The following is a 21,413-nucleotide window of genomic DNA, read 5'->3' as shown; positions in this document are numbered from 1 at the left end:
TCCAAATTTTTAGCCGTGGATAGATTTACTGTTCAATATAACATTACCTGTTACGAGGGTGAAAACATCGATGAGAAACTTCGATGGATCTGCCTTGAACAAAGTGTGGAACTTCCCGAAGAGGTCGTTCCGCAAAAAATTCTGGATAAGGTTACAGGTAATGTCGGACAGGTTGAACAGCAATCCGAAAATCAGTTTAAGGTGCATATTGATTGGCCTGTCGAAAATATTGGAAACGATGCTACCCAGTTTCTAAACATTTTATACGGCAATATTTCACTTAAGAGAGGGATAAAAATCACATCTGTTGATTGGAGTTCATTAACCGGTTTATTGAAAGGAGCCAGATTTGGGATATCGGGTATTCGTGAAGAGTTTGGTATTCATGATCGGGCTATGGCTTGTGGGGTTTTAAAGCCAATGGGATTGTCGGCAGATGAGTTATCGGTTCAGGCTAAAGAATTTGCTTTAGGTGGAATTGATATGATTAAGGATGATCATGGGTTGGCTAACCAAAGTTATGCTCCCTTTGAGGAACGGGTAAACCGGGTAGCAGAGGTACTCCAAAAAGCCATGACCGAAACGGGTATTTTGACCCGTTATTTTCCAAATATTACTACAGCCGGCTCAAAACTAATGCAACAATATGAACTGGCAGCTGATCTTGGTGCCGATGGTGTGATGATAATACCAGAGCTCTGTGGATATGAAAGCATGCATGAGCTTGCTCAGTCAAAATTGGATCTTCCTGTCATTGCTCACCCAGCTTTTTCAGGCACTTTCGTAACCGATCCGGATCACGGATTCACACCTTCTTTCTTATATGGAGAATTGTACAGGGCTTTTGGGGCAGATTTCACGGTATATCCGAATACCGGAGGCAGGTTTTCCTTCACTCCTGAAGAATGCAATGATTTGAACGATTCGGCAAGAACCTTAGACTCACCTTTTAAGCCAATATTTCCAATGCCGGGCGGAGGGATGAAACGGGAGACTATTCCCAACTGGATAAAAGAATATGGAAAGGATACTATTTTTTTACTTGGAGCAAGTATGTTGCAACATCCGGGTGGTATTCGCAAGGCTTCTGAAGAAGTAAAGGAAATACTTCAAAATTAGATCAGCCAAAATCGCCGGTTCGATATCGTTCAGCTAATCTTTCTTCGTTCACTCTTTTAAAATTCACCAGTTTTTCTTCCGAGAGAGAAGCTATCGTCATTTCTCTTTTACCCAAAGCTCCTCGAGAGCGGGCAACTTTCCAGCCTGAGGCACACATTGCTCCACGGGCTTTTGATGCTGCACAGTAGGTAGCGATGACAGTATTGGTTTTAGAATAGGAAGACAGCTTTTTAAAAGTATTACTTGTCCATAATTCTTCATTTACTTCTGGTGAAAATGGATCGTGGAAAATGAAGTCTACTTTCAGATCTTTTGGGTCAAAGTCATCAAACTGTCCGTAAAAAAGTTTTAAACTTACATTGTGATCATCCAGAGGCTTATATTGATTGAGCCCTGGCTTAAGCTTCCCAAATACTTTTGGTAATAATTGATTTAGCTCAGGATGTTTCAGGTGATCTTTGAAGTTAAACTCCGATGCTGTTTGCTGATCAACAGGAAAAGCTTCAACAGACCAAAACTCTACAGGTATATTAATCTTTTTCTGTAGAAGGATATCGAGGAGCAACAAAAAATTGAGTCCGGTTCCAAAACCCACCTCTAATACCGTTAATGTTTCTGCAGAATCAAGTGATGAAATCAATCCCGAGGTTTCAAAAAAAACGTGCAGACTTTCAGAGGCTGCTCCATTGGGATTGTGATAAAATTGTTCAAACTGATCTGAATAAAGAGTAGATGAACCATCTTTTGTCTTATGAATTTTTGTAGTCATAAAGAATAAGATAAAGTATCAGCAATCATATAGAAACTCATCGTTTTATTCACTAATAATTCACAAAATGTTGCTAATCTGAACTTGTATTAATAGGTGGTAAAGGAGGGAGTATGAAATCAATCAGAAAACACACCCAAAACGTAACAATAGATTTAATCTCTTTTATTCTTCTTATTGGACTTTTATTAACGGGCTTATTGATTCATTATATATTACCACCCGGGAGTCATGGAAGCAGTTTCTTAGGTTTAACACGTCATGAATGGGGAGATATTCATTTTTGGGTGGCTTTACTGTTCATAGCAGTGATATTATATCATCTTTTATTACATATCACCTGGATAAAGGGTAGCTATTTTACATTCCTTAAATCCGATAGCAGAAAAAAGTGAGAACTTTAATCGGAGGATTTTAAAATTACTTTCCCATAATTTGTTTTAGCAGATATTGATGCTGCTCCTGAGCCAATTTTACCATTGGCAGATCCTGATGATTGTGTTCCCTGAAAATTAAGATCGCCATCTATTTCAACAGTATTACCGGATAAATCAAAGGATGCATCAGCTGCTTTTGGAATCCAGATCGATATAGTTCCCGCTCCGGTTTTAGCCTGAGAAGTATTTTTGAGCTCAACAAAACGAAGTTCAATGTTTCCACCGTTTGTATTTGCTTCAACGGAACCTGAAAGACCTTCTGCGACTAAATTACCGCCAGAAGTTTTCATAATGACAGAGCCTGCTACTTCACGTGTTTTTATGTGGCCCCCAAGAGAATGAAGGTTTAACGTTCCCTTAGAATTATTTACAGTGATATGGCCGCCACTTGTTTTAGCCTTAACATCTCCTGTAATATTTTCCAGGCTTATATGCCCGCCTTGGGTTTCATATGACTGATTTCCGCTCACATTTTCTGAAGTAATATGTCCAGCTTTGGTAGAGGAGATAACTCTCATATTTTCGGGAATAACCAATGTAGCCTGTAAATGAATATTTTGGTCTTTCGATAAACTTTTCGGGCTTGTAATTGTGAAATCGGCTTCTCCCGATGAGATACTTGCAGTGGTATTTATCCTTGATTCTAAATCCGCTTTGGTAGAAACCTGTCCGGATGCTTCAACTGTAAATTTGATAAGTTTTCCTGAGCCACCCTTAATTGTGATTGAGCCGAAGGGTAATTCAATATTTGTCAGTTGGATGTTTGAGCCATCAAATTCTTTTACATAAGCAAAAACGCCGGGAGAAACGGCAGTCCAGTTCCCCGGACTAGTGGCGACTTCTTTATTGATAGAAACAACACCTTCTTCATGATTTATATTTACGTTAATCCCCTCTTTTTCCAGTTCTTTAAGCGCTTCATTAATCTCAGCTTCAACTTCTTCCTGAATCTCAACAGGTAAGAAATTAGTGATATTCTTTAGGTTCTCAAGGTTTTTGAGGTTCTCCAGATTCTTGAGATTTTCTAAATTTTTGAGGTTCTCTAATTTCTTGAGCTCGATAACATGTAGTTTTTCACCATCAATGTTGATACGTATGCTATCGGTGGCAAAAGCAGATCTCTTTGGTTTTTCTGGTTCAGAGTGTTGCCCTACTATGTAGACAGCTATGCCAACAAAAAAAAGACCAGCTAAAATTATTTCCCACGATGTTCTCTTCATATGTCCTTCTATTTTAAGTACTCGATAAAGTACGATTCAATATTGCAAAGGTTACATTGAATCGGATAATATCCTTATCATCAGCTAAAGGTTGAATTTCAAAACTATTGAGCATGCATTCCAAAATTAAACAACTCGCTGAAAAGTATTTTCAGTATGCTGTAGAAACCCGAAGATATTTGCATCAGCATCCAGAGTTAAGCTATAGTGAATTTGAAACTACGAAGTTTATTAAGTCGGAGTTGGAGAAGTTGAATATTCCATTTGAAAGCCCATTAGAAACGGGTTGTGTTGGAATATTGGAAGGAGGTAAGAAATCAGATAGAGTGATTGCTCTTCGCGCAGATATTGATGCGTTGCCCATTACAGAAGAGGGAAAAGCTAAGCAGGCATTTATATCAAAAAATGATGGGGTTGCACATTGCTGCGGACATGATGCTCACACCTCAAATTTACTAACGGCAGCAAAAATCTTGAAGGAGCTTCAGGCTGATATTGAGGGAAAGGTCTTATTCGTATTTCAGCCCGGAGAAGAGAAGCTGCCAGGCGGGGGAAGGCTTCTGAGTGAAACTGGATTTCTTCAGGATCAGGGTGTGCAGGCTATTTATGGGTTGCACACGTCTCCAATGCATAAACCCGGTACTATAGCGACCAAAGCAGGTCCGTTGATGGCAGCCCCTGATGAATTCGAGGTTGAGATTATTGGTAAAGGAGGACATGCAGCCCGTGCACACGAGGCTATAGATCCTGTTGTCTTATCTGCTCAATACATAAATGCAGTGCAAACAGTGGCCAGCAGAAGTGTTGATCCTACTGAGCCTGTGGTAGTGACTATTGGTAGAATTGAAGGGGGCACCGCTCATAACATCATCCCCGAAAAAGTTAAACTTTGGGGAACTGCCCGAACACTTACACCTGAAACTGCAGAATTAGTACAAAACCGACTAGAAGCATTGCTTAAGGGGATTACCGAATCGGCTGGAGGTAGTTACACTTTCAAACTGAACAAAGGATATCCTGCTGTTATCAATACCGAAAAAGAAGCCAAAACGGTACTGAATTCTATGACCAAGTTATTTGGTGAAGAATCGGCCATCGAATTAAAACGACCTATTATGGCGGGTGAAGACTTCGCTTTCTATCAGAAGCACTTCCCCGGGGCTTTCTTTTTTGTGGGTAGTGGCAGCGAGGATTCAGATTCCAGGTATCCCTGGCATCATCCAAAATACAATGTAGATGACCGGTTCTTTGAAGTTGCAACTCCACTTATGTCATCGTTAGTTTTTGATCACAAATGATACACGCAGAACGATCTTTTTGGGAGTCAGAACTATACGACCGGGAGTTTGACCTGATTGTATTAGGGGCAGGACTTACGGGGCAGTCTATCGCATATTTCTTCAAACAAAATAATCCGGATAAGAAAGTATTGGTTTTAGATCGAGGGTTCTATCCTATAGGAGCAAGTACCCGAAATGCCGGTTTTGCCTGCTTTGGTTCAGTTACTGAGCATATGGCCGATATGCAAATTGAAGAAGAGGCAAATATCATAGATCGAATTCGCAGACGTATAAATGGTCTGAGCTTACTACGGCAGACTCTGGGAGATGAAAATATTGCATATCGTGAACCTGGTGCTTACGAGATTTTTACGGATTCCGAAGCATATGAGCAGGCTTTGGATCAGTTGGATGTTTGTAACCGGTGGCTCCAGCAAGCTGCTGGTCTGGAAAATGTTTATCAAAAAACTGAACATAACGGTTTTCCTGCTATAAGTATTCAGCATGAAGGTTGTCTTCATCCCGGAAAAATGATGCATACTCTTTATGAAAAAAACCTGGCTTCAGGTGTTGAGTTCAGGTGGCAATCTCAGGTAAATAAAGTTTATAAAGAAGACGGAGTCTTAACGCTGGAAAACGGGTTTGAATTTAAAGGTAATCAGTTAGCCATAGCCACAAATTCATTTACTTCGGCTTTACTGGATGATGTTGAAATTAAACCCGGACGCGGATTTGTTTTTGTTACCAAGCCTATATCAGACTTAGCATGGAAAGGAACCTATCATTTTGACCGTGGTTACTATTATTTCAGGGGAGTTGAAGATAATAGGTTGCTTCTCGGAGGTGCCCGAAGTTTGGACATTGATGTTGAAACAACAACTGAGTTTGGTACGAATGAGAAAATCAAAAAGCATCTCATATCCTTTGCAAACGATGTTTTGAGATTACCAACAGGATGGGAGATAGATAAGGAATGGTCAGGAATAATGGGGTTTACAACTACTAAAAGTCCTGTGCTAAAGCGTATTAGTAATAAAACAACGGTTATAGCAGGACTCAGCGGAATGGGAGTGGCGTTAGGTATGCAACTTGGCAGAGAAGCTGCAGACTTAGTGATCAAATAAGATCCTTATAGATACATTGCTCCTTACTTCGTTTTAGCTGTCATAATATCCTTCCATTCTGTCGTATAGCGTTTACTTAGAAAGTTTTGATTCATCCTCCAGGGAGCTTCTTCACTATTCTTCCGGTGTTGACCCGTGGCTGCAAATGCAGCAGTATTCCTGCCATGGCGTGTATTAATCTGGTCGAGGCAATCCATTAAGCGAAATTGTTTTTGAGTATACAGTTCGGGATCAAATAAATCCATTTGTACTTCGCTATTTGGGACAATTCCTGTCAACATAACGGCTGCTTTTTTATACTTGGTATCTGCCTTGAAAATGGATCGTGCTATTGCTTGTCCAGCCAGGATCATTGTAGGTGTATGAGCGGTTGGAACTTGAAAAAAATGGCCTCCACTATATTTATACTTGCCCTTCAGATTGTCGTATTTGTCGCCAATCAGAGTGACATGCATACAGGAAGCTACACTTTTTTGGGCGCGCAGTTTTTCCCCGGCGCGACTGATATATGTAGCTACAGCCTCCTGAATAGGCTCGAGATCATAAAGTGGTTTGCCAAACATGCGGGAGGTAAGGATGCCCTTACGGGAATCGAGGGCATCACTGAGTTTCATACAGGGGAGTCCGTTCAGTTCCAATACAGTTCGCAGGCCAGTTACATTCAGGTGTTTACGAACCCATCGTTTATGATCAACTTTTTGCTTCAGGTCATAAGCTGTCTTTATTTCAAAATGGTTGAGCCGAACGGTAAGCCCGTGACCAATTCCCCATACTTTCTGCAAAGGCATGTTTTTCAGAATGTGATCTACCCCAGGGTTATTGCATAAGCTTAGAACACCATTGCAGTTAATGTTCCTTTTAGCAGTTTCATTGGCAATTTTAGCTAATGTTTTACTTGGTGCTATTCCTACAGAAACCGGAAGCCCTGTCCACTGATAAATGATCTCTTTAATGTATCGCCCATATTCTTCCAAATTGGAATAGGTGTTGGTAGAAACTTCAGCGAAAGCTTCATCAATACTATACACCTCAATGTCGTGAGTTAGATGTCGCAGTGTCTCCATTACCCGATTCGACATATCTCCATATAGCGGGTAATTGGAAGACCGAATCACAACCTTATTCTCCCTGAACATTTTCCGATACTTAAATTCCGGTGCGCCCATAGGAATATCCAGAGCCTTAGCTTCTTCTGAACGAGCAATGACGCACCCATCATTGTTAGACAGGATTACAATAGGTTTTCCCTCCAGTGCCGGATTAAACACACGCTCGCAAGAAGCATAGAAGTTGTTACAGTCAATCATTGCATATGCAATGGAACTGCGATTATTAAAATTTTCCAGATTAAGAATCATATTTCATACCGGTGAATAACATAGGTAACCACACCCCAGATCATCCAGTTAGTATCGGGATGAATGGTAATGGGTTCAAAACGGGAATCATCTGAAATCAAAAATAGCCGCGACCCTCTCTTAACCAGCCTCCTAATCACGGGCTCATCTTCGATCGCGGCTATCACAATATTATTATCTGAAGGGTGTACAGAGCGGTCTACTACAAGAATGTCCCCATCCTGTACCCCGGATGCCTGCATCGCATTTCCTTCAGCGCGCACATAAAATGTAGCGGCGGGCCGATGTACAATCAGCTCTTCCAGATCCAGCGGTTTTTGGAGATGATCCGCGGCTGGAGAAACGAAACCGGTTTCCGCTTTTTGAGAAAGCCTCACCTCATTTCGCTGCTTTTTGGACGATCCTCCCTGATAAATTTTAAGTCCCTCCATGCGTACCTCTTTGCTTACATATATTATATGTGTAAAATATGTGTATTGTATGAAAGAGTAAACTATTATCTCAAAAATTTAGTTTGCTAATCGGAAATCAGGACTACAAATTCTTATAAAACAAAGCAGCAAAATGGACTGGCTATATTTAATCGGGTTTATTCTTCTGGGCTTTGCCGGCATGGAGGTTATTTCATACTGTGTGCACCGATGGTTATTTCACGGTATTCTCTGGAACATCCATGAATCACATCACAAACCCAATCATGAACTGTTTGAACTGAATGATATCTTTTCAGTGTTTTTTGCTGGAATTTCTATTTGGTTGATGGTAGATGGGGCAAATGAATTGTTTGTTTCACCTGGTTTTGGAATTGGGGCAGGTATAGCTATTTATGGCGTACTGTATTTTATCATTCATGATTTGTTTGCTCACAAGCGGTTTGTACCCTTCAGCAGTGACAATACAATCATGAAACTAATCAGAAGAGCTCACCAGCGTCACCATCAGAGTGTGGGGAAGCAGGGTCACGAGCCGTATGGATTATTTTTATTTCCTTATGATGAATATCCGGAGCGGGAGCGAAAACGTGATCGATGAGTAACTTATTAAATGTATTATGACATCTGCGGCGAATGTCTGACGCCTGTTTGTATAAAGCTAAGAAATAGATAAGTGAATCAGATTCCTGCGTGCACAGAAATGACGCTAGACACTACCAAACCTTTTTTTCAATTCTTTCATTTGTTCAAAATGGCGCCTTTGATGAGCTTCCTGAATAGCGAAACAGGCCGTTAAAGACATAGGAACAAATTTGATGATGGGATTCCTGGTTTTAATACGGTCTAAATCAAGTTGCTCAAGCTTGGCTTGTTTGAGAATATGTATAAACTCATCCTGAAGTTTTAGAAAATCTGCTAGTATTTTTTGTCGATTAATATCAACTGCATTTATGGGTTCAAAAGGTTTGACAGTTGGAACAGGTCGCTGGTATTCCGGGCTCACAAAATAAATAAACCACCGAAAAAGGAAGTTGGGAGTAAAAGGTTCGCCACCCGCTGCCAAATTTTCGTGAGGTTTATTCAATCCTTTTTTTATTTGAGGTAAATACTCGTTTCCGGCTTGTATAAGATGGCTCAAAATCTCTCCCATACACCATTTATCTTCAGCAGGTTTGCGAAGAAATACCTGATCATCTACATCATGTACCAACTCTTCGGCTGTTTCTTTTGCACCAGCAAAAGCATTGACAAGGTAATTATAGGTGTAATCTGAGTTTTTCATAGCAAATAATTTAAGTGAGGTAAAAGATTCCTAAACAAATTGATTCAGGATTTCATCTGATGCCTGAATCTATTTTATTTGAGTCATCATTCTCAACAAAGTATAGAATCATGTATTCACTGAAAAATCGTTTATTTCTTTTTGTAATCGCTGCACTTGTTTTTCCATCATTGGCTACGGCTCAGGGTGTTTTGAGTTTCGAAGATGTAATGAAGTTTGAAGATATCGGCTCTATTGAACTATCAGGCAACGGAAACTGGGTGGCATATGAAGTGTGGCCCGACCGGGGCGATGGCCGGGTGGATGTAAAAAGTACCAATGGCCGGAATACGTATTCCATTACTTTGGGAGCTTCGCCTAAAATTACACCAAACGGTAGCTGGGTAGCTGCTTTCCGAAAAGTACCACTAGCAGAAGAACTGAAAGCCAAAAAGAATAAACCACGACAAGGATTATCTTTGCTTTCGACGAACGATGGTTCAATCACAGAATTTGATAGTGTTCAGTCGTTTACTTTCTCTGAGGATGGAAGCTGGCTGGCTATTCAACGTTATCAGTCCAAAGAGGTAGAAGACCTTAAATCAAAGAATAAAAAACTGGGTTCAGAAGTCACATTGAGAAACGTAGAATCTGGAATAGAGTTTTCTCTTGCATTCGTTCACGAAATGGCATTTGATAGTCTTTCTAATTATCTGGCCTACTCCATTGTAGACACATCTGATCAGGAAAATGGGTTGTATGTTTTTGACTTGAACGATCGGGAATCTAAACCCGTGGATGTCTCGAAAAGTGGATATTATTCGAACCTGACCTGGGACCATGATCTGCAAAAGCTGGCTTTCACCAAAGCGACGTATGATACTTCTTTCGTAGAGAGTAACGCTTCTATACACATTTGGAATGCAGAATCAGCGAACGTTTCAACGATTCTTAGGGCTGATGAAGGCAACGAAGGTTTTGCCCTCCGCTCGAATAATAGCCTGACTTTTACCCATGACGGAGATCGCCTGTTTTTTGGGTTCATGGATGCTGAAATGGCGGCGCTGGATACCAGGAAAGATGATGCCAAAAACGATGAAGTAGATATCTACGACGTGAATGATATCGTAGAAGGTCGAGGACTGGATATCTGGCACGGAGACGACCCCCGAATCAAAACGCATGAAAAAGTTTCCTGGAATTCCACAAAAAACCATTTGTATATGGCGGTGTATCATCTTGATAAAGAAGAGTGGGTGCAGCTGGCTGACCATGAAATGCCAGAGATCAATATTGCCAATAACCCGAATGTAGTGCTGGGAAGTTCGCAGGTTCCATATATGAAGGAAATGACGTGGGAAGGTTTTTTTAATGACTGGTATTATGTTGATTTAGAAACGGGAGAGCGAACACTTATCGGGAAGAAGTTATCAGAAGGGGTGAACCTTTCTCCGGCAGGCAAATTTGCGGCTTTTTATGAGAATAAAAACTGGTATCTCTGGAATATTGAAACCGGCACATCCAGAAATATTACTTCGAATCTGGATGTACCTTTCTACAACGAAGATCATGATTATCCATCGCGTGTGCCTGATTACGGCGTGGCTGGGTGGATCGAAGGTGATCGTGCTGTTATGATTTACGACAAATATGACATCTGGAGGTTTCCAACCGATTTCAGCGATCCGACAAATATTACGGATGGAGCCGGCCGGGAAGCCAAGCGAATATTCCGTATCGAAAGAATGAATAAAGATTGGGGAGAACCATATGCTGATAATGAAGAGTTGTTGTTGACATCCTATCACCATTTGAATAAAAACTTTGGGTTCTATTCAGCAAAAGCGAATCGTTCTGGAGTAAGCAGGTTATTGGAAGAAGACAAGAAATTTACTTTCGTTGAAAAAGCGGAAGAAGCAAATACCGTTTTGTACAAGCGTGAAGCTTACGATGAATTTCCAAATATTTGGGTGTCTAATAACTGGCAGTTTAAGCGAACGAATAAGCTCACTAATCTACATGAAGACTTACACAAAAAATGGAATTGGGGCAAAGCTGAATTGATTGATTGGTTGAGTCTGGATGGAAAGTTTATTCAAGGAATAGTTATCAAACCGGATAACTATGATCCGAATAAGCGCTATCCAATTATGACGTATTACTATCGATTTTTTACGGATCGGCTGCATGATTTTAATGAACCAAAGACCAATCACCGGCCGGTTTTTGCCCAATATGTCAGTGACGAATACGTGGTTTTTCTTCCGGATATTCGCTTTGAAATTGGCCGTCCCGGATTTGCTGCTACCAAAAGTTTGGTTCCCGGTATTCAGAAACTGATTGAGATGGGTATCGCTGATGAAGATAAACTGGGGCTGCACGGACACTCTTGGAGTGGTTACCAAACAGCATTTATGGTAACACAAACGGATATTTTTGATGCCGCTGTTTCGGGTGCTCCTGTAAGTAATATGACCAGTGCATATAGTGGAATTCGATGGGGATCTGGCCTTGCCCGGCAGTTTCAGTATGAGCGAACTCAAAGCCGTATAGGACAGAGCCTGGTAGATGCTCCCGAAAAATACATTGAGAACTCACCGGTCTTCTTTGCCGACAAAATTACTACGCCAATGCTGATTATGCATGGTGATGCTGACGGAGCGGTTCCCTGGTATCAAAGTATAGAGATGTACCTGGCGATGCGGCGTTTCAATAAAGACGTGGTGTTTCTACAGTATCACGATGAACCGCATCACCCCCAAAAATTCTCAAATAAACTGGATTATGCGATTCGAATGAAAGAATACTTCGATTACTATCTGAAGGGGGTAGGTGAACCAGAATGGATTACTGAAGGAGAAGCATACATTGGAGATTAGAAATGTAAAATGATGAATGTTGGGTTACGTTAATTCAACATTCATCATTCAAAACTTCCATCCCATTCAGATAAGAACTGGTTAATGAATTCTTTCATGAACTGATGCCGTTTTTCTGCTTCTTTTCTTCCGGCCTCGGTGTTCATCCGGTCTTTGAGTAGAAATAGTTTTTCATAAAAATGATTGATAGTGGGGCCTGTACTTTTTTTGTATTCTTCAAATGAGGCATGACTTTCCGGGGCTATTTCCGGATTATAAAGTTCGCGGCCTTTGTGTCCGCCATAAGCAAAGGCACGGGCAATACCGATTGCACCTAAGGCATCCAGCCGGTCAGCATCCTGAACTACTTTGCCCTCAATTGTTTTCATGGGGGTTTCTACTTCAGATCCTTTATAGGAAATATCCCGGATGATATCGCAAATATGGAGGATGGCGGAATCCTTTACCTCTAACTGCCGAAGCCATTTTCGGGCGGTTTCAGGACCTATCTCTTCGTTACCATTATGAAATTTATGATCTGCTATGTCGTGCAGCAAAGCGGCTAGCTCAACAATAAAAGGGTCAGCATCTTCTTTTTTCCCAAGTTGAATAGCTGTGCTTCTGACTCTGTGAATGTGCCACCAGTCGTGCCCCGTGCCTTCGCCTTCCAGTTTTTGGCGCACATAGTCTTCTGTTCTGGAAAGGATGTCTGATTTATTCATTCTAAAAATTAAAGCAAGTGCAAAGGTCAGCAATTACATTTGTTTTGAGCGAATCGATGCGAGCCAGGGATTCTTGCACCCTTTCTTTTTCTATTTCGCCTTCGCGTAGTAGCTTCTGTATGATTGAGATAGCACGTTCAGCAATGTTTTCATCATAAGTGTGATTATTGCCCAGAACCAGGATATCTACCCCGGCATTAATAGATTGCTGAATAGCGGTCTCGAGATCATATTTACTGGTAATGATGGGTTTTTGGAGATCATCGGAAATAACCACACCATCAAAACCCAGAGAGTCGCGTAGTAATCCGGAAATTGTTTTTTCAGACATTGTGCCTGGCCAGGTCGTATCAATATTGGCGTTGAAGCTGTGTGCAGTCATAATACCCCAAATATCCCGTTCTGATGCGAGAAGTGAACGGTAGGGTGTCAGGAAATCCTCTGACCAAACACCTGTAATATCATCTGCAGAATCTGTGGGCTGATAGTCACTGCTGTAGCCTGGAAAATATTTGGGGACGCTAAACATTCTCTCCTTATCAAATTCATCAAGAATATAATTGGCCTGTTCAATTGCCAATTGTGGATCAGATGAAATAATGCCCGGAGTTGGAGCCTGATTAGTCGGGGTTTGTAAATCCAAACGAGGATTAAAGTTAGTATTAAGCCCAAGAACCATAAATTCCTGAGCAAATTTTCTGTAGTATGAAACAGTAGATGCTGAATCTTGCAGGAAACCTTCAGAGAATTTCCCTGAATCATTGTACAATTTGCTAAGTGGAGCTTGAGGTCCGCCATCCTGATGAACTGCAATAATAGGAGGGGTTGATGCATTAGAAATCAGGTCACTGGAAAGTTTAAGCAGCTGGTCTTGGGATTCGATGTTTCGGTCAAAGGTTTTCAGGGTATGATCATAATCATATAAGATCACTCCGCCTACATTTAATTCTTTCAGATTTTTGATGACAGGATGATCCGGGGAGACCTCGGTGCCTCTGAAACCAACAATAAGCATCTGCCCCAGCTTTTTTGATTCGATAATTTCTTCAGAGGGTTGTTCTTTTTTCTGACAACCCGCAACGGAAATCAGAATGAATAGGATGATTAAGATTCGGTTCATTAATTGAGTTGTTTATTGTAGTCTGAAAGTAAGCTGTCTAACACAGAAGTGAAATTAAAAGAAGGACGAACATCGTTATACCTTGAAATTCTTCCATCTGGGTCAACCAAAACATAAAAAGGAATGCCTCCACCTTTGTAGGCTTTAAATGTTTCTTCGTTGAACCCGTTACCTCCATAGAGTTGAATCCAGGGTAGTTCGAATCGTTGAATATCCTGAACCCAAACCAGGCTATCTACTTCATTAGAAATTCCGATGATTTCCAGCTCATCACGGGAATAATTGCTATAGATATCTTTCATATATGAAAATTCTTCCAGGCATGGCTGGCACCATCCCGCCCAAAAGTCGAGAAGTACAAATTTACCTCTGTAATCTTTCATGGTATGGATATCCCCATCAATATCTGGCAGGGAAAAAGGAACAGCCGGCTGACCCGGAGAAACGGATTTAATTTCTCTGTAGAAATAGCCAAGGAAATTTGTGTACTCTGGATAGTCTGAAAACTCCTCTAAATATGCTTCGTAACTTGGAGTAGCTGTTTCCAGGTCCTGCTCTCCGATACGCTCGGCAACCAGATACATCTTTGCGTGTGCCAGAGCATCCCGGTTTTCTATATGACTTAGCACTTCCAGCCTTTTTTCATTAAGCTCTTCATACGCTAATCTTTTTATGTCGTATTCAGATAAATCTTGTCCATACTCTTTTTTAACACTGTCATAGATTCCAAATGTACGGGCATAATAATGCGCAAAGTCACGGATCCCGGCACGTTGAGCCTTCAGAGATTTAAGTGTGAAAAAGTTAAGAGAATATGCCTCATTGAAAACTTCTTTTCGGGCTGAATCGGCATTAAAACCCTCATAAAACCGTTGATTATATTCAATAGCTCTTATTTTAAAAACCAGGTATTCGCCGATGGCTTTTAAGTAATAATCACGCAAAGGGGTGCTTTTTAGATAATTCTCAGCAATTTTATATTTCCTTTTACTGAGTTCCAGCAGGTTATTCTCTTGACCAACTTTAATTTTTTCCTCTTCGATTGGAATTTGAGACTCAATTTCTTCCGTTTCGGACAAATAGTTGTTATATCGTGTATCCCAGTTTTCTAAATATCCCTCAACCTTCACTCCCTGTGGGAAATCAGCCCGGTTTATTACCAGATCTAAATTTACTTTTGGTTCCAAAACCAGAGGATAACTTTCATCATTGATTTGCAAAGTTCGAATCTGTTGAGAACCCAGGGAAGTGGTAAAAGAAAATTCACCCTGGTCTGTTACGTTCAAGGTGTCTCTTTGGATCGGAGAATACTTGTAGTGGACAGGCTGTTGCTGCAGAACAATATGAGTATCTCCAACATAGTCAATGCTACCTTTTATGGTAGTGTTATTTTGATTACAGGAAGCAAATATAATTACGAGTACTGGCAAGTACTTAAGGCTAAAGACAGAGGGCATAAAGTTCCGAGGATTAAAATCGTTTAATATTCTTATTGGTAAAGGGAAATACTGTAACATTATTGCTTGAAATTCTCTTTTAGTAAAAGAAATAAAGTGCAAAATAGTTATTTCAAAAAAATTGAAAAAAAAGTGTAACAAAAAAGAATGTGCTTACTCTTGTCAGAAGATAATTTGATATGGGTAGTGCAAAGACGGCAAGCTACATACGCGTGAGGTACAGGAGCAGCAACGCCAAGCGGTTTATGTTGAACGTTTAATTACCACAGTTAGTAATCATAACTATTATAACAACGAAAATGATAGAAAGTAAGATTAATAAAGAATTGGAGAGGAAAATTGATCTGTATGTGAACGGCAGGCTTGATGCTGAGCAAACTGACGAATTGTGGGCCGAGCTTATTCAGGATGAATATTACATGGACTACATGAAGAGTGTTGCTAATTTAAAAGCAGTCATTGATCGTAAGCAGTCAGCAAAACCTTCCTCAAAAGTATATTCTTTCCGAAAAGTTGCTCAATATTCGGCTGCTGCCGCAGTAATTTTGATAGCGTCGGTGATTGGTGTTTTGAATTTAAATACCAATGGTGATTTTTCGGTAAGTCCAATAGCTCAAATAGGTTTAGATGTTGTGCGTGATGCTGAAGGTGTTTCGGCCACTGTTACAAGTGATATAATTCGAAGAGCTATACGTATGGCTACAGATGGTGAAGTTCAGGAAGCAATTTCTTTACTTGAGGCAGAATTGGAAGAGACTACAGACCCGCAGTTGAAAGCTGAAATTGCATTGAGTCTGGGTTCAATCCAATACAACACCGGTAATTATATATCCTCCATTGAAAATTTCGAAATTGTAACAGCACAGGAAAATATTGATGTGCTTACGCTGGAGAAAGGATATTGGTTTTTAGGTAATACTTATTTCCAACTAGACCGGCTTGAAGAAGCAGAACAAGCGTTTAAAAACGCTTATGAGCTTAATGGAGCTTACAGCCGTGTCGCCAAGACTTATGTTGATGCCCTGGAAAATGTAAGGTAAGCAGATAGAAATTTAGACTAAATAATATGTTATTTAAGACGCTTTCTTTTAATTAAGATAAGCGTCTTTTTTTGTTACTCATCTCTCTAAAGTTGAACCTTGAAGCAAATAGTACAGGACGGCTTTTACTCTTTCTCTTTTCTATAAGTAATAAATCCAGTCAACAACATTGTCATGGCTAAAAGTGAAAACATTAATGCGGTATTTGCAGATTTTCCAGTTACAGGTGAGGGGTTGCCAATCATCATGTAAGCTCCCCAAAAATGAGGATTGGCATTAGCTCTCTTTAATTGATTAAGCTTTGCATTTCTAATGGCCTCACTTTTGGTTTCACCTTTATTCAGATAATCATAAAAGTCGGTTGCAAATTCTGAAGCTACTTTATCATTAACTGACCATAAATTTAAAGCCAGGCTTTTGGCACCGGCATATCTGAGGGCTCGGCTTATTCCCATTATTCCACTACCTTGTATATAGTTACCCGATCCAGAGCTGCAAGAGTTTAGCATGATAAATTCACTATTCAATGGAGTATCGAATAGTTCATAGGCATAAAGAGCCTGATCTGACTGTAATGTATCCGAGTCAGTAGAGTTTTTCAGATAAATAGTCGAGAATAAAGGATCTTGTTCTGAAACTTCACTATGCGTAGCCACATGAACAAGCCGGGAAGTACCAACTTTCTGTTTAAAAATGTTTTTTGTGGCTGCATCACCTGTAAATACTTTCTTATTCTTAAAGGAAGAGAGAGCAGAGGAGATATTATTTGTTTCTACTGTAGCATAGGGCAGGGAAGGTAAATTTGTGCCACTGAAATTCTGGAAATCAGAGATTGCAAAGCCAGTAAAGTCACTCTCTGTTGAGGTAGTAAAAGACCGCCGATTACGATCAAACTCTTTGAGAGAAGTAAAATACCGGAAGTGATAGTCTTCAATTAAATAATGGCTGCTTCCAAAACTAACAGGTGAATCGGGCCTTTCTGTTGGCAGTACTTCAAGGGGTATTCGGTAAAGGTAATTGTCCGGAATAACCGAAACCTGATGTATGTTTTTTGGGATCTCTTTTAGCTCCAGAATTTCATATAAGTCGTAAAGCTCAAATAAGTTTGTTTTTCCCGATGCAAGATGATCTCCAATCTGGGTGAAAACTGCCTGACGTTCCTTGTCAAAGGCATAATATTTTATACTAATATCAGAAGATGTCAGATAACTAACGTATAACTTTGAACCTACTTCTGTGAAATGTAGCAACAGCTCATTTTCGTTCAGAGATCGTTGTATCGACCAAATAGGAGGTAGTGGTTCTTCTTTAGCTAAATTAACCTGTGCTAAAATTTGCTCTCTTGTCGCGGAAATACGATCGATTTCTGTTTTTATTTGAAACCTCTCTTCCTCACCTGCATTTAAGTATTTTTTTCTAAGAGACTGGATTCGTTGATTCAGTCTTTTTTCTTCTGCCAATTCTTCTTCAGTTAGCTTAGCCGCTTTCACTAGAGGACTGTTATAAAGCGTAGCATCATTGATTGTTTTAAGACGATCTAGAATAGAAAGTGCTTCTGCATTTCTGTTATTCTCAATAAGAAGTTCAACAATTAACTCGAAAGCATCCAGATATTCATCTTCGACAGACCAATAGCCCTCCTGAGAGTCAGTATTATTCTTAGCGCGATCAATAACCTGATCAATAATGGGTAACAAATTATCTATTGCAGCTCTATCATTTCCAGTTAAGCTAAGATAGTCCGTTTTTATAGTTTGATATTTTACAGATAATTGAAAGTCAAGGTCGTCAAGAGAATAAAGCGTAATTTCCTCAAGCTTATTACCAGCTTCAGATAATTTATGTTGTTTTAAGTCTAATGCGGTAAGGTTAATAACTGCATCAAGGTAGTCAGGAGTATTAGAGCGAGATAGGGTTAGCTCTTTTATTTTCTGAAAGACTTTTCTTGCCTCAGGAAGTGAGTCTGTTTTGCTGAGTATAACGCCTTTTTCTATCAGAAGATCAATATACGTATCGTAATTTCGCTCCGGGGATAATATTTGTGCTGCTGAATTTAAATTAGCTAAAGCCATTTCAGCATCTTTATAATTTGTCCAGTAAAAACTACCCAAATAAGAATTAATTAGAGCTAATTCTGTTGTATCAGAATTTTGTAAAGCTACCTCTCTTGCTTGTTCGATATAATTCATCGCAGTATTGACATCTTTTATCGATGTATAATAAATAAAGAGGTTTCGATAAATACTGAGCAGGCTGGTATATTGTTTTATGTCTTGCTCCAGTGCGCGTAACTGGAAAGAAATGTATTTATTAGATTGCCCAAGTTTTTGGTAAGTAGCCCCTAGGTTTGTGAAAAGAGAGTACTGTTCTTCTAAAGTCTCTGACTCATTGTATAGATCTTCATAAATTTTTTTTGAGTCTTGATATTTCCCTAAGGAGAATAAATAAACGCCTTGCCTACTTTTTATAGAATTGATTTCATTATTATTCCCAATAAACTTAGCAAGAGGCAATGTATGGTTTCTTTGTACCTGTAGTGATTTATCGTATTGCCCATGGATATAAAACGTATATTCAAAAGCTCCCAAAAGCTTTAGCCTGTAAATTGAATTTGGCAACCAATTTTGGTTGACAAATAGAGTGTAATTTTCTTGTATAATATTATATTCATCGAGTACATAAGCTACCCTGATAACATTGGAAAGTATAATGGCATATTCAAAGCCACCGTTCTCATTTTCTGAATTTATATAACTTGTCCAGCTTTTTAATGCTTTCTCTAAATAATTTCGGGAGTAATACTTAAACGGATTATTTCCCATCAGCATATGAAAATGTATCAATGGATATTCATCATATCCTAGAATGCTTGTAGAAACTGTATCCTCACTTTCTATAATTTGATTGTAAAGAGTTGAGACGTTTTTGTCCCAGAATGAGATCCCGTTGGCATTAGCACTCAGCTCGTCTAATGAATCACAGTTTATATCTTTGTAAAAACCCGATTGTTTAGGTATCTCATGTATATATGATTGTACAATTTTAAGCCCCTTGCAATTCTGTGATGCAATCTCATAAATGGCCCAACTGCTTAAACTTATTTGATGTCCTTCCTGTAAATTGGATACATAACGACTTACCTGTTGTTGGGTTTTTTCAACATAGGCAGTATCTGGAGATGAAAAAGCAAAAAATATTATATAAAGTAGGATCACAACTAATCATCTGAATGAGGTATTAAGGTAAGGAAATCCTGTTTATTACCAAGGTTTTTCAAGAATAGGCTTCACATCATTGCCGCCGGAGAATACGCCGTTGCCGGTTGTGGTGGTTTCGACAGCAGGTTCGCTGGTCAGCTCATCGTTGAGGGAGGCATCGGTCACCGAAGCACATCCGAAAGAAAGAGAAACGATAGCAATCAGGGCGAAAAGAGATTTAAGAGATTTCATGATAGTAATAGATTTGTAGTTGATTGAGTTAAGTGGTTGTTGAGGTCGTGACTACCAGGGTTTTTCAAGAATAGGCTTCACGTCATTGCCGCCGGAGAATACGCCGTTGCCGGTTGTGGTGGTTTCGACAGCAGGTTCGCTGGTCAGCTCATCGTTGAGGGAAGCATCGGTCACCGAAGCACATCCGAAAGAAAGAGAAACGATAGCAATCAGGGCGAAAAGAGATTTAAGAGATTTCATGGATATAATGGTTTTAAGATTAAATTTTGGGTTAAGTACAAGAGTACTTTAAGCTTGATTTGTTACAATTTTTATAAAGGTCAATATTTTTATTTAAAAGCATACTTATACTCCAGTATAAGAGTGTTTTTTAAGCTATTTGTTACACATCTAATCTAAATTTTAATATTTATAGCCGCCACTAAAAGATTAAAAAGGATTAATAATTCAAAAAAAATCACTTATTATTGAAGCTGTTAACATTTTGACAGATTATAAGGTGTGATAGTCTACAACAGATTATTGCGTTTTAGAAAAGCACAAATGGTGCTGAAAATTTTAATTAGTGGTTGGTTAGTTTGGCACAACTCAGAGTTGATTATTCGGAATTAGTAGAAGCGCTCCAGAAGGGGGATGATGAGAAAGCTGGCGAGCTTTTATCGGAAGTGATCCCCAGGCTTGAGGACTATCTTCAGGTAGTGATGAGTGCAGAAGCCAATGCAGCAAAAGAATGTGTTCAGCAGGCTTTTTTAGATGTGTTTGAACAGGTTCGTAAGAATAATATCAAGAATAGTAAGTATATCTTTAGTTATCTCATTAAAGCATGCAGACATGAATATCTTCGTTATGTGAAGCGTCAGCATAAGTTTAATTATGATGATGAGGCATTTAATGAGGTATATGAACCTGAAGAGCAGTTTAAAAACTTACTGGACAAAGAACGCCAGAGAATTCTTGAGGAATGCTTAAGTGAGCTCCGTAAAAAATCGCGGGAATTCATTGAATATTTTATGGATAAACCGGACGCAAGCACCGATGATGCTGTTCAGGAGTTTGATTTGTCCAATGCCAATGTACGTACCCGCAAGCATCGAATTCTAAGTCGCCTGCATCACTGTTACAAGCGCAAATCCAATCAGTAACACTAGAAATCTATTCTGAAGCCTGATGCAGTAATCGTCATGCTTTCAGAAATCTGTATTAGATCTGATGTTACAGGACTGTGTAATAAGTAAAGGATGATGTCGAATGCAAACAGGAACCCGCCTTGTACAAGAAGAGCTTTTCCATATCCTTCCAGTCTTTCTGATTTTTTTCTCAAGCCTCGTTCCCAAAGCCATGCTCCGGTTGCCATATAGCCAATATCTAAACCTGTATTGAGGAGCAAAATTTTATCCAGTTTTTGAAGTTCGATAACCGATTGTGAATACGATAAAGAAGAAGCATCGATCTGAGAAATATTGTAAAGAGCAAAGCCTGCAATTCCTGCATTTACCAGATTCCATCCTGCATTCATCTGATGGAAATATTTAGTTGATTTCTCGCTCAGAAAATACCCGGCTGAGCCCGAAAAAATGTTTAAAGCAGCCCAACTTCCCAGGGCAATCATACCCTTTTTTTGTAAATCGTATGATTTTTGTGCGTAGAATTGAGCGTCAAATGTGTCGTTTTGTGCGTGTAACATTTCGGGATAGAAGAAAAAAAGAGCTCCCGAAAAAAAGAATAGAATGGGTAAAAATTGCTTGTAACACATTTTTAGCTTTGG

General features: G+C 39.6%; 20 protein-coding genes. 8 read left to right on the top strand and 12 right to left on the bottom strand.

The window, feature by feature from the left end; all coding sequences use genetic code 11:
- Positions 1–15 precede the first annotated feature (15 nt).
- Positions 16–1,119, top strand: a complete 1,104-nt coding sequence (locus RIB15_RS02840) for a RuBisCO large subunit C-terminal-like domain-containing protein (protein WP_350200639.1) — start codon at positions 16–18, stop codon at positions 1,117–1,119.
- 1 nt (position 1,120) lies between these two features.
- Here the strand turns inward: RIB15_RS02840 and mnmC2 are convergent, their stop codons facing one another.
- On the bottom strand, positions 1,121–1,888 hold the full coding sequence (gene mnmC2, locus RIB15_RS02835; protein ID WP_350200638.1) for a tRNA (5-methylaminomethyl-2-thiouridine)(34)-methyltransferase MnmC2: 768 nt from the start codon (positions 1,886–1,888) through the stop codon (positions 1,121–1,123).
- Between the two features lie 113 nt (positions 1,889–2,001).
- Here mnmC2 and RIB15_RS02830 point away from each other — a divergent pair, with 113 nt between their 5' ends.
- Positions 2,002–2,283 (top strand): DUF4405 domain-containing protein, encoded by a 282-nt coding sequence (locus RIB15_RS02830; RefSeq protein ID WP_350200637.1) that lies wholly within the window; start codon positions 2,002–2,004, stop codon positions 2,281–2,283.
- A gap of 5 nt (positions 2,284–2,288) precedes the next feature.
- On the opposite strand, the gene RIB15_RS02825 is transcribed toward RIB15_RS02830, so the two are convergent.
- Complete coding sequence (locus RIB15_RS02825) at positions 2,289–3,545, bottom strand: DUF4097 family beta strand repeat-containing protein (RefSeq protein ID WP_350200636.1); 1,257 nt, start codon at positions 3,543–3,545, stop codon at positions 2,289–2,291.
- Positions 3,546–3,658: 113 nt separating this feature from the next.
- Between RIB15_RS02825 and RIB15_RS02820 the strand changes: the two genes are divergently transcribed.
- A complete protein-coding gene (locus tag RIB15_RS02820) occupies positions 3,659–4,843 on the top strand; it encodes a M20 metallopeptidase family protein (protein ID WP_350200635.1) in 1,185 nt (394 codons plus the stop codon).
- The gene (locus RIB15_RS02815; RefSeq protein ID WP_350200634.1) at positions 4,840–5,949 is read left to right on the top strand and encodes an NAD(P)/FAD-dependent oxidoreductase; all 1,110 of its coding nucleotides are present in this window, start codon (positions 4,840–4,842) and stop codon (positions 5,947–5,949) included. The genes RIB15_RS02820 and RIB15_RS02815 overlap by 4 nt, the downstream gene beginning before the upstream one ends.
- Before the next feature lie 23 nt (positions 5,950–5,972).
- On the opposite strand, the gene RIB15_RS02810 is transcribed toward RIB15_RS02815, so the two are convergent.
- The gene (locus RIB15_RS02810) at positions 5,973–7,307 is read right to left on the bottom strand and encodes a Y-family DNA polymerase (RefSeq protein WP_350200633.1); all 1,335 of its coding nucleotides are present in this window, start codon (positions 7,305–7,307) and stop codon (positions 5,973–5,975) included.
- Positions 7,304–7,738, bottom strand: a complete 435-nt coding sequence (locus RIB15_RS02805) for a LexA family protein (protein ID WP_350200632.1) — start codon at positions 7,736–7,738, stop codon at positions 7,304–7,306. The genes RIB15_RS02810 and RIB15_RS02805 overlap by 4 nt, the downstream gene beginning before the upstream one ends.
- Before the next feature lie 133 nt (positions 7,739–7,871).
- Here RIB15_RS02805 and RIB15_RS02800 point away from each other — a divergent pair, with 133 nt between their 5' ends.
- On the top strand, positions 7,872–8,339 hold the full coding sequence (locus tag RIB15_RS02800; protein WP_350200631.1) for a sterol desaturase family protein: 468 nt from the start codon (positions 7,872–7,874) through the stop codon (positions 8,337–8,339).
- Positions 8,340–8,447: 108 nt separating this feature from the next.
- Here the strand turns inward: RIB15_RS02800 and RIB15_RS02795 are convergent, their stop codons facing one another.
- A complete protein-coding gene (locus tag RIB15_RS02795; protein WP_350200630.1) occupies positions 8,448–9,023 on the bottom strand; it encodes a DinB family protein in 576 nt (191 codons plus the stop codon).
- A gap of 110 nt (positions 9,024–9,133) precedes the next feature.
- Here RIB15_RS02795 and RIB15_RS02790 point away from each other — a divergent pair, with 110 nt between their 5' ends.
- Complete coding sequence (locus RIB15_RS02790) at positions 9,134–11,881, top strand: S9 family peptidase (protein WP_350200629.1); 2,748 nt, start codon at positions 9,134–9,136, stop codon at positions 11,879–11,881.
- Positions 11,882–11,925: 44 nt separating this feature from the next.
- Here the strand turns inward: RIB15_RS02790 and RIB15_RS02785 are convergent, their stop codons facing one another.
- From RIB15_RS02785 to RIB15_RS02775, 3 genes are read right to left on the bottom strand one after another with little or no spacing between them, the layout of a single operon-like run.
- Positions 11,926–12,582 carry an HD domain-containing protein gene (locus tag RIB15_RS02785; protein ID WP_350200628.1) on the bottom strand — a complete coding sequence of 219 codons (657 nt, stop codon included), beginning with the start codon at positions 12,580–12,582 and terminating at the stop codon, positions 11,926–11,928.
- Position 12,583: 1 nt separating this feature from the next.
- Positions 12,584–13,702 (bottom strand): glycoside hydrolase family 3 N-terminal domain-containing protein, encoded by a 1,119-nt coding sequence (locus tag RIB15_RS02780; RefSeq protein WP_350200627.1) that lies wholly within the window; start codon positions 13,700–13,702, stop codon positions 12,584–12,586.
- On the bottom strand, positions 13,702–15,132 hold the full coding sequence (locus RIB15_RS02775; RefSeq protein WP_350200626.1) for a TlpA family protein disulfide reductase: 1,431 nt from the start codon (positions 15,130–15,132) through the stop codon (positions 13,702–13,704). The genes RIB15_RS02780 and RIB15_RS02775 overlap by 1 nt, the downstream gene beginning before the upstream one ends.
- 326 nt (positions 15,133–15,458) lie before the next feature.
- Here RIB15_RS02775 and RIB15_RS02770 point away from each other — a divergent pair, with 326 nt between their 5' ends.
- The gene (locus RIB15_RS02770) at positions 15,459–16,199 is read left to right on the top strand and encodes a tetratricopeptide repeat protein (protein ID WP_350200625.1); all 741 of its coding nucleotides are present in this window, start codon (positions 15,459–15,461) and stop codon (positions 16,197–16,199) included.
- Positions 16,200–16,324: 125 nt separating this feature from the next.
- Here the strand turns inward: RIB15_RS02770 and RIB15_RS02765 are convergent, their stop codons facing one another.
- From RIB15_RS02765 to RIB15_RS02755, 3 genes are read right to left on the bottom strand one after another with little or no spacing between them, the layout of a single operon-like run.
- Positions 16,325–19,414 carry a CHAT domain-containing protein gene (locus RIB15_RS02765; RefSeq protein WP_350200624.1) on the bottom strand — a complete coding sequence of 1,030 codons (3,090 nt, stop codon included), beginning with the start codon at positions 19,412–19,414 and terminating at the stop codon, positions 16,325–16,327.
- A gap of 45 nt (positions 19,415–19,459) precedes the next feature.
- Positions 19,460–19,648 (bottom strand): hypothetical protein, encoded by a 189-nt coding sequence (locus tag RIB15_RS02760; protein ID WP_350200623.1) that lies wholly within the window; start codon positions 19,646–19,648, stop codon positions 19,460–19,462.
- Positions 19,649–19,699: 51 nt separating this feature from the next.
- Positions 19,700–19,888 carry a hypothetical protein gene (locus RIB15_RS02755; RefSeq protein WP_350200623.1) on the bottom strand — a complete coding sequence of 63 codons (189 nt, stop codon included), beginning with the start codon at positions 19,886–19,888 and terminating at the stop codon, positions 19,700–19,702.
- Positions 19,889–20,226: 338 nt separating this feature from the next.
- Here RIB15_RS02755 and RIB15_RS02750 point away from each other — a divergent pair, with 338 nt between their 5' ends.
- On the top strand, positions 20,227–20,790 hold the full coding sequence (locus RIB15_RS02750) for an RNA polymerase sigma factor (protein WP_350200622.1): 564 nt from the start codon (positions 20,227–20,229) through the stop codon (positions 20,788–20,790).
- Positions 20,791–20,792: 2 nt separating this feature from the next.
- Here RIB15_RS02750 and RIB15_RS02745 read toward each other — a convergent pair whose 3' ends face one another.
- Complete coding sequence (locus RIB15_RS02745) at positions 20,793–21,401, bottom strand: DUF6992 family protein (protein WP_350200621.1); 609 nt, start codon at positions 21,399–21,401, stop codon at positions 20,793–20,795.
- Positions 21,402–21,413 lie beyond the last annotated feature (12 nt).

The organism is Gracilimonas sp., from assembly GCF_040218225.1.
In the GTDB taxonomy this organism is placed as follows: domain Bacteria; phylum Bacteroidota; class Rhodothermia; order Balneolales; family Balneolaceae; genus Gracilimonas.
The sequence above is the reverse complement of the archived record's forward strand: the minus strand, read 5'-3'. Positions and strand labels throughout refer to the sequence as shown.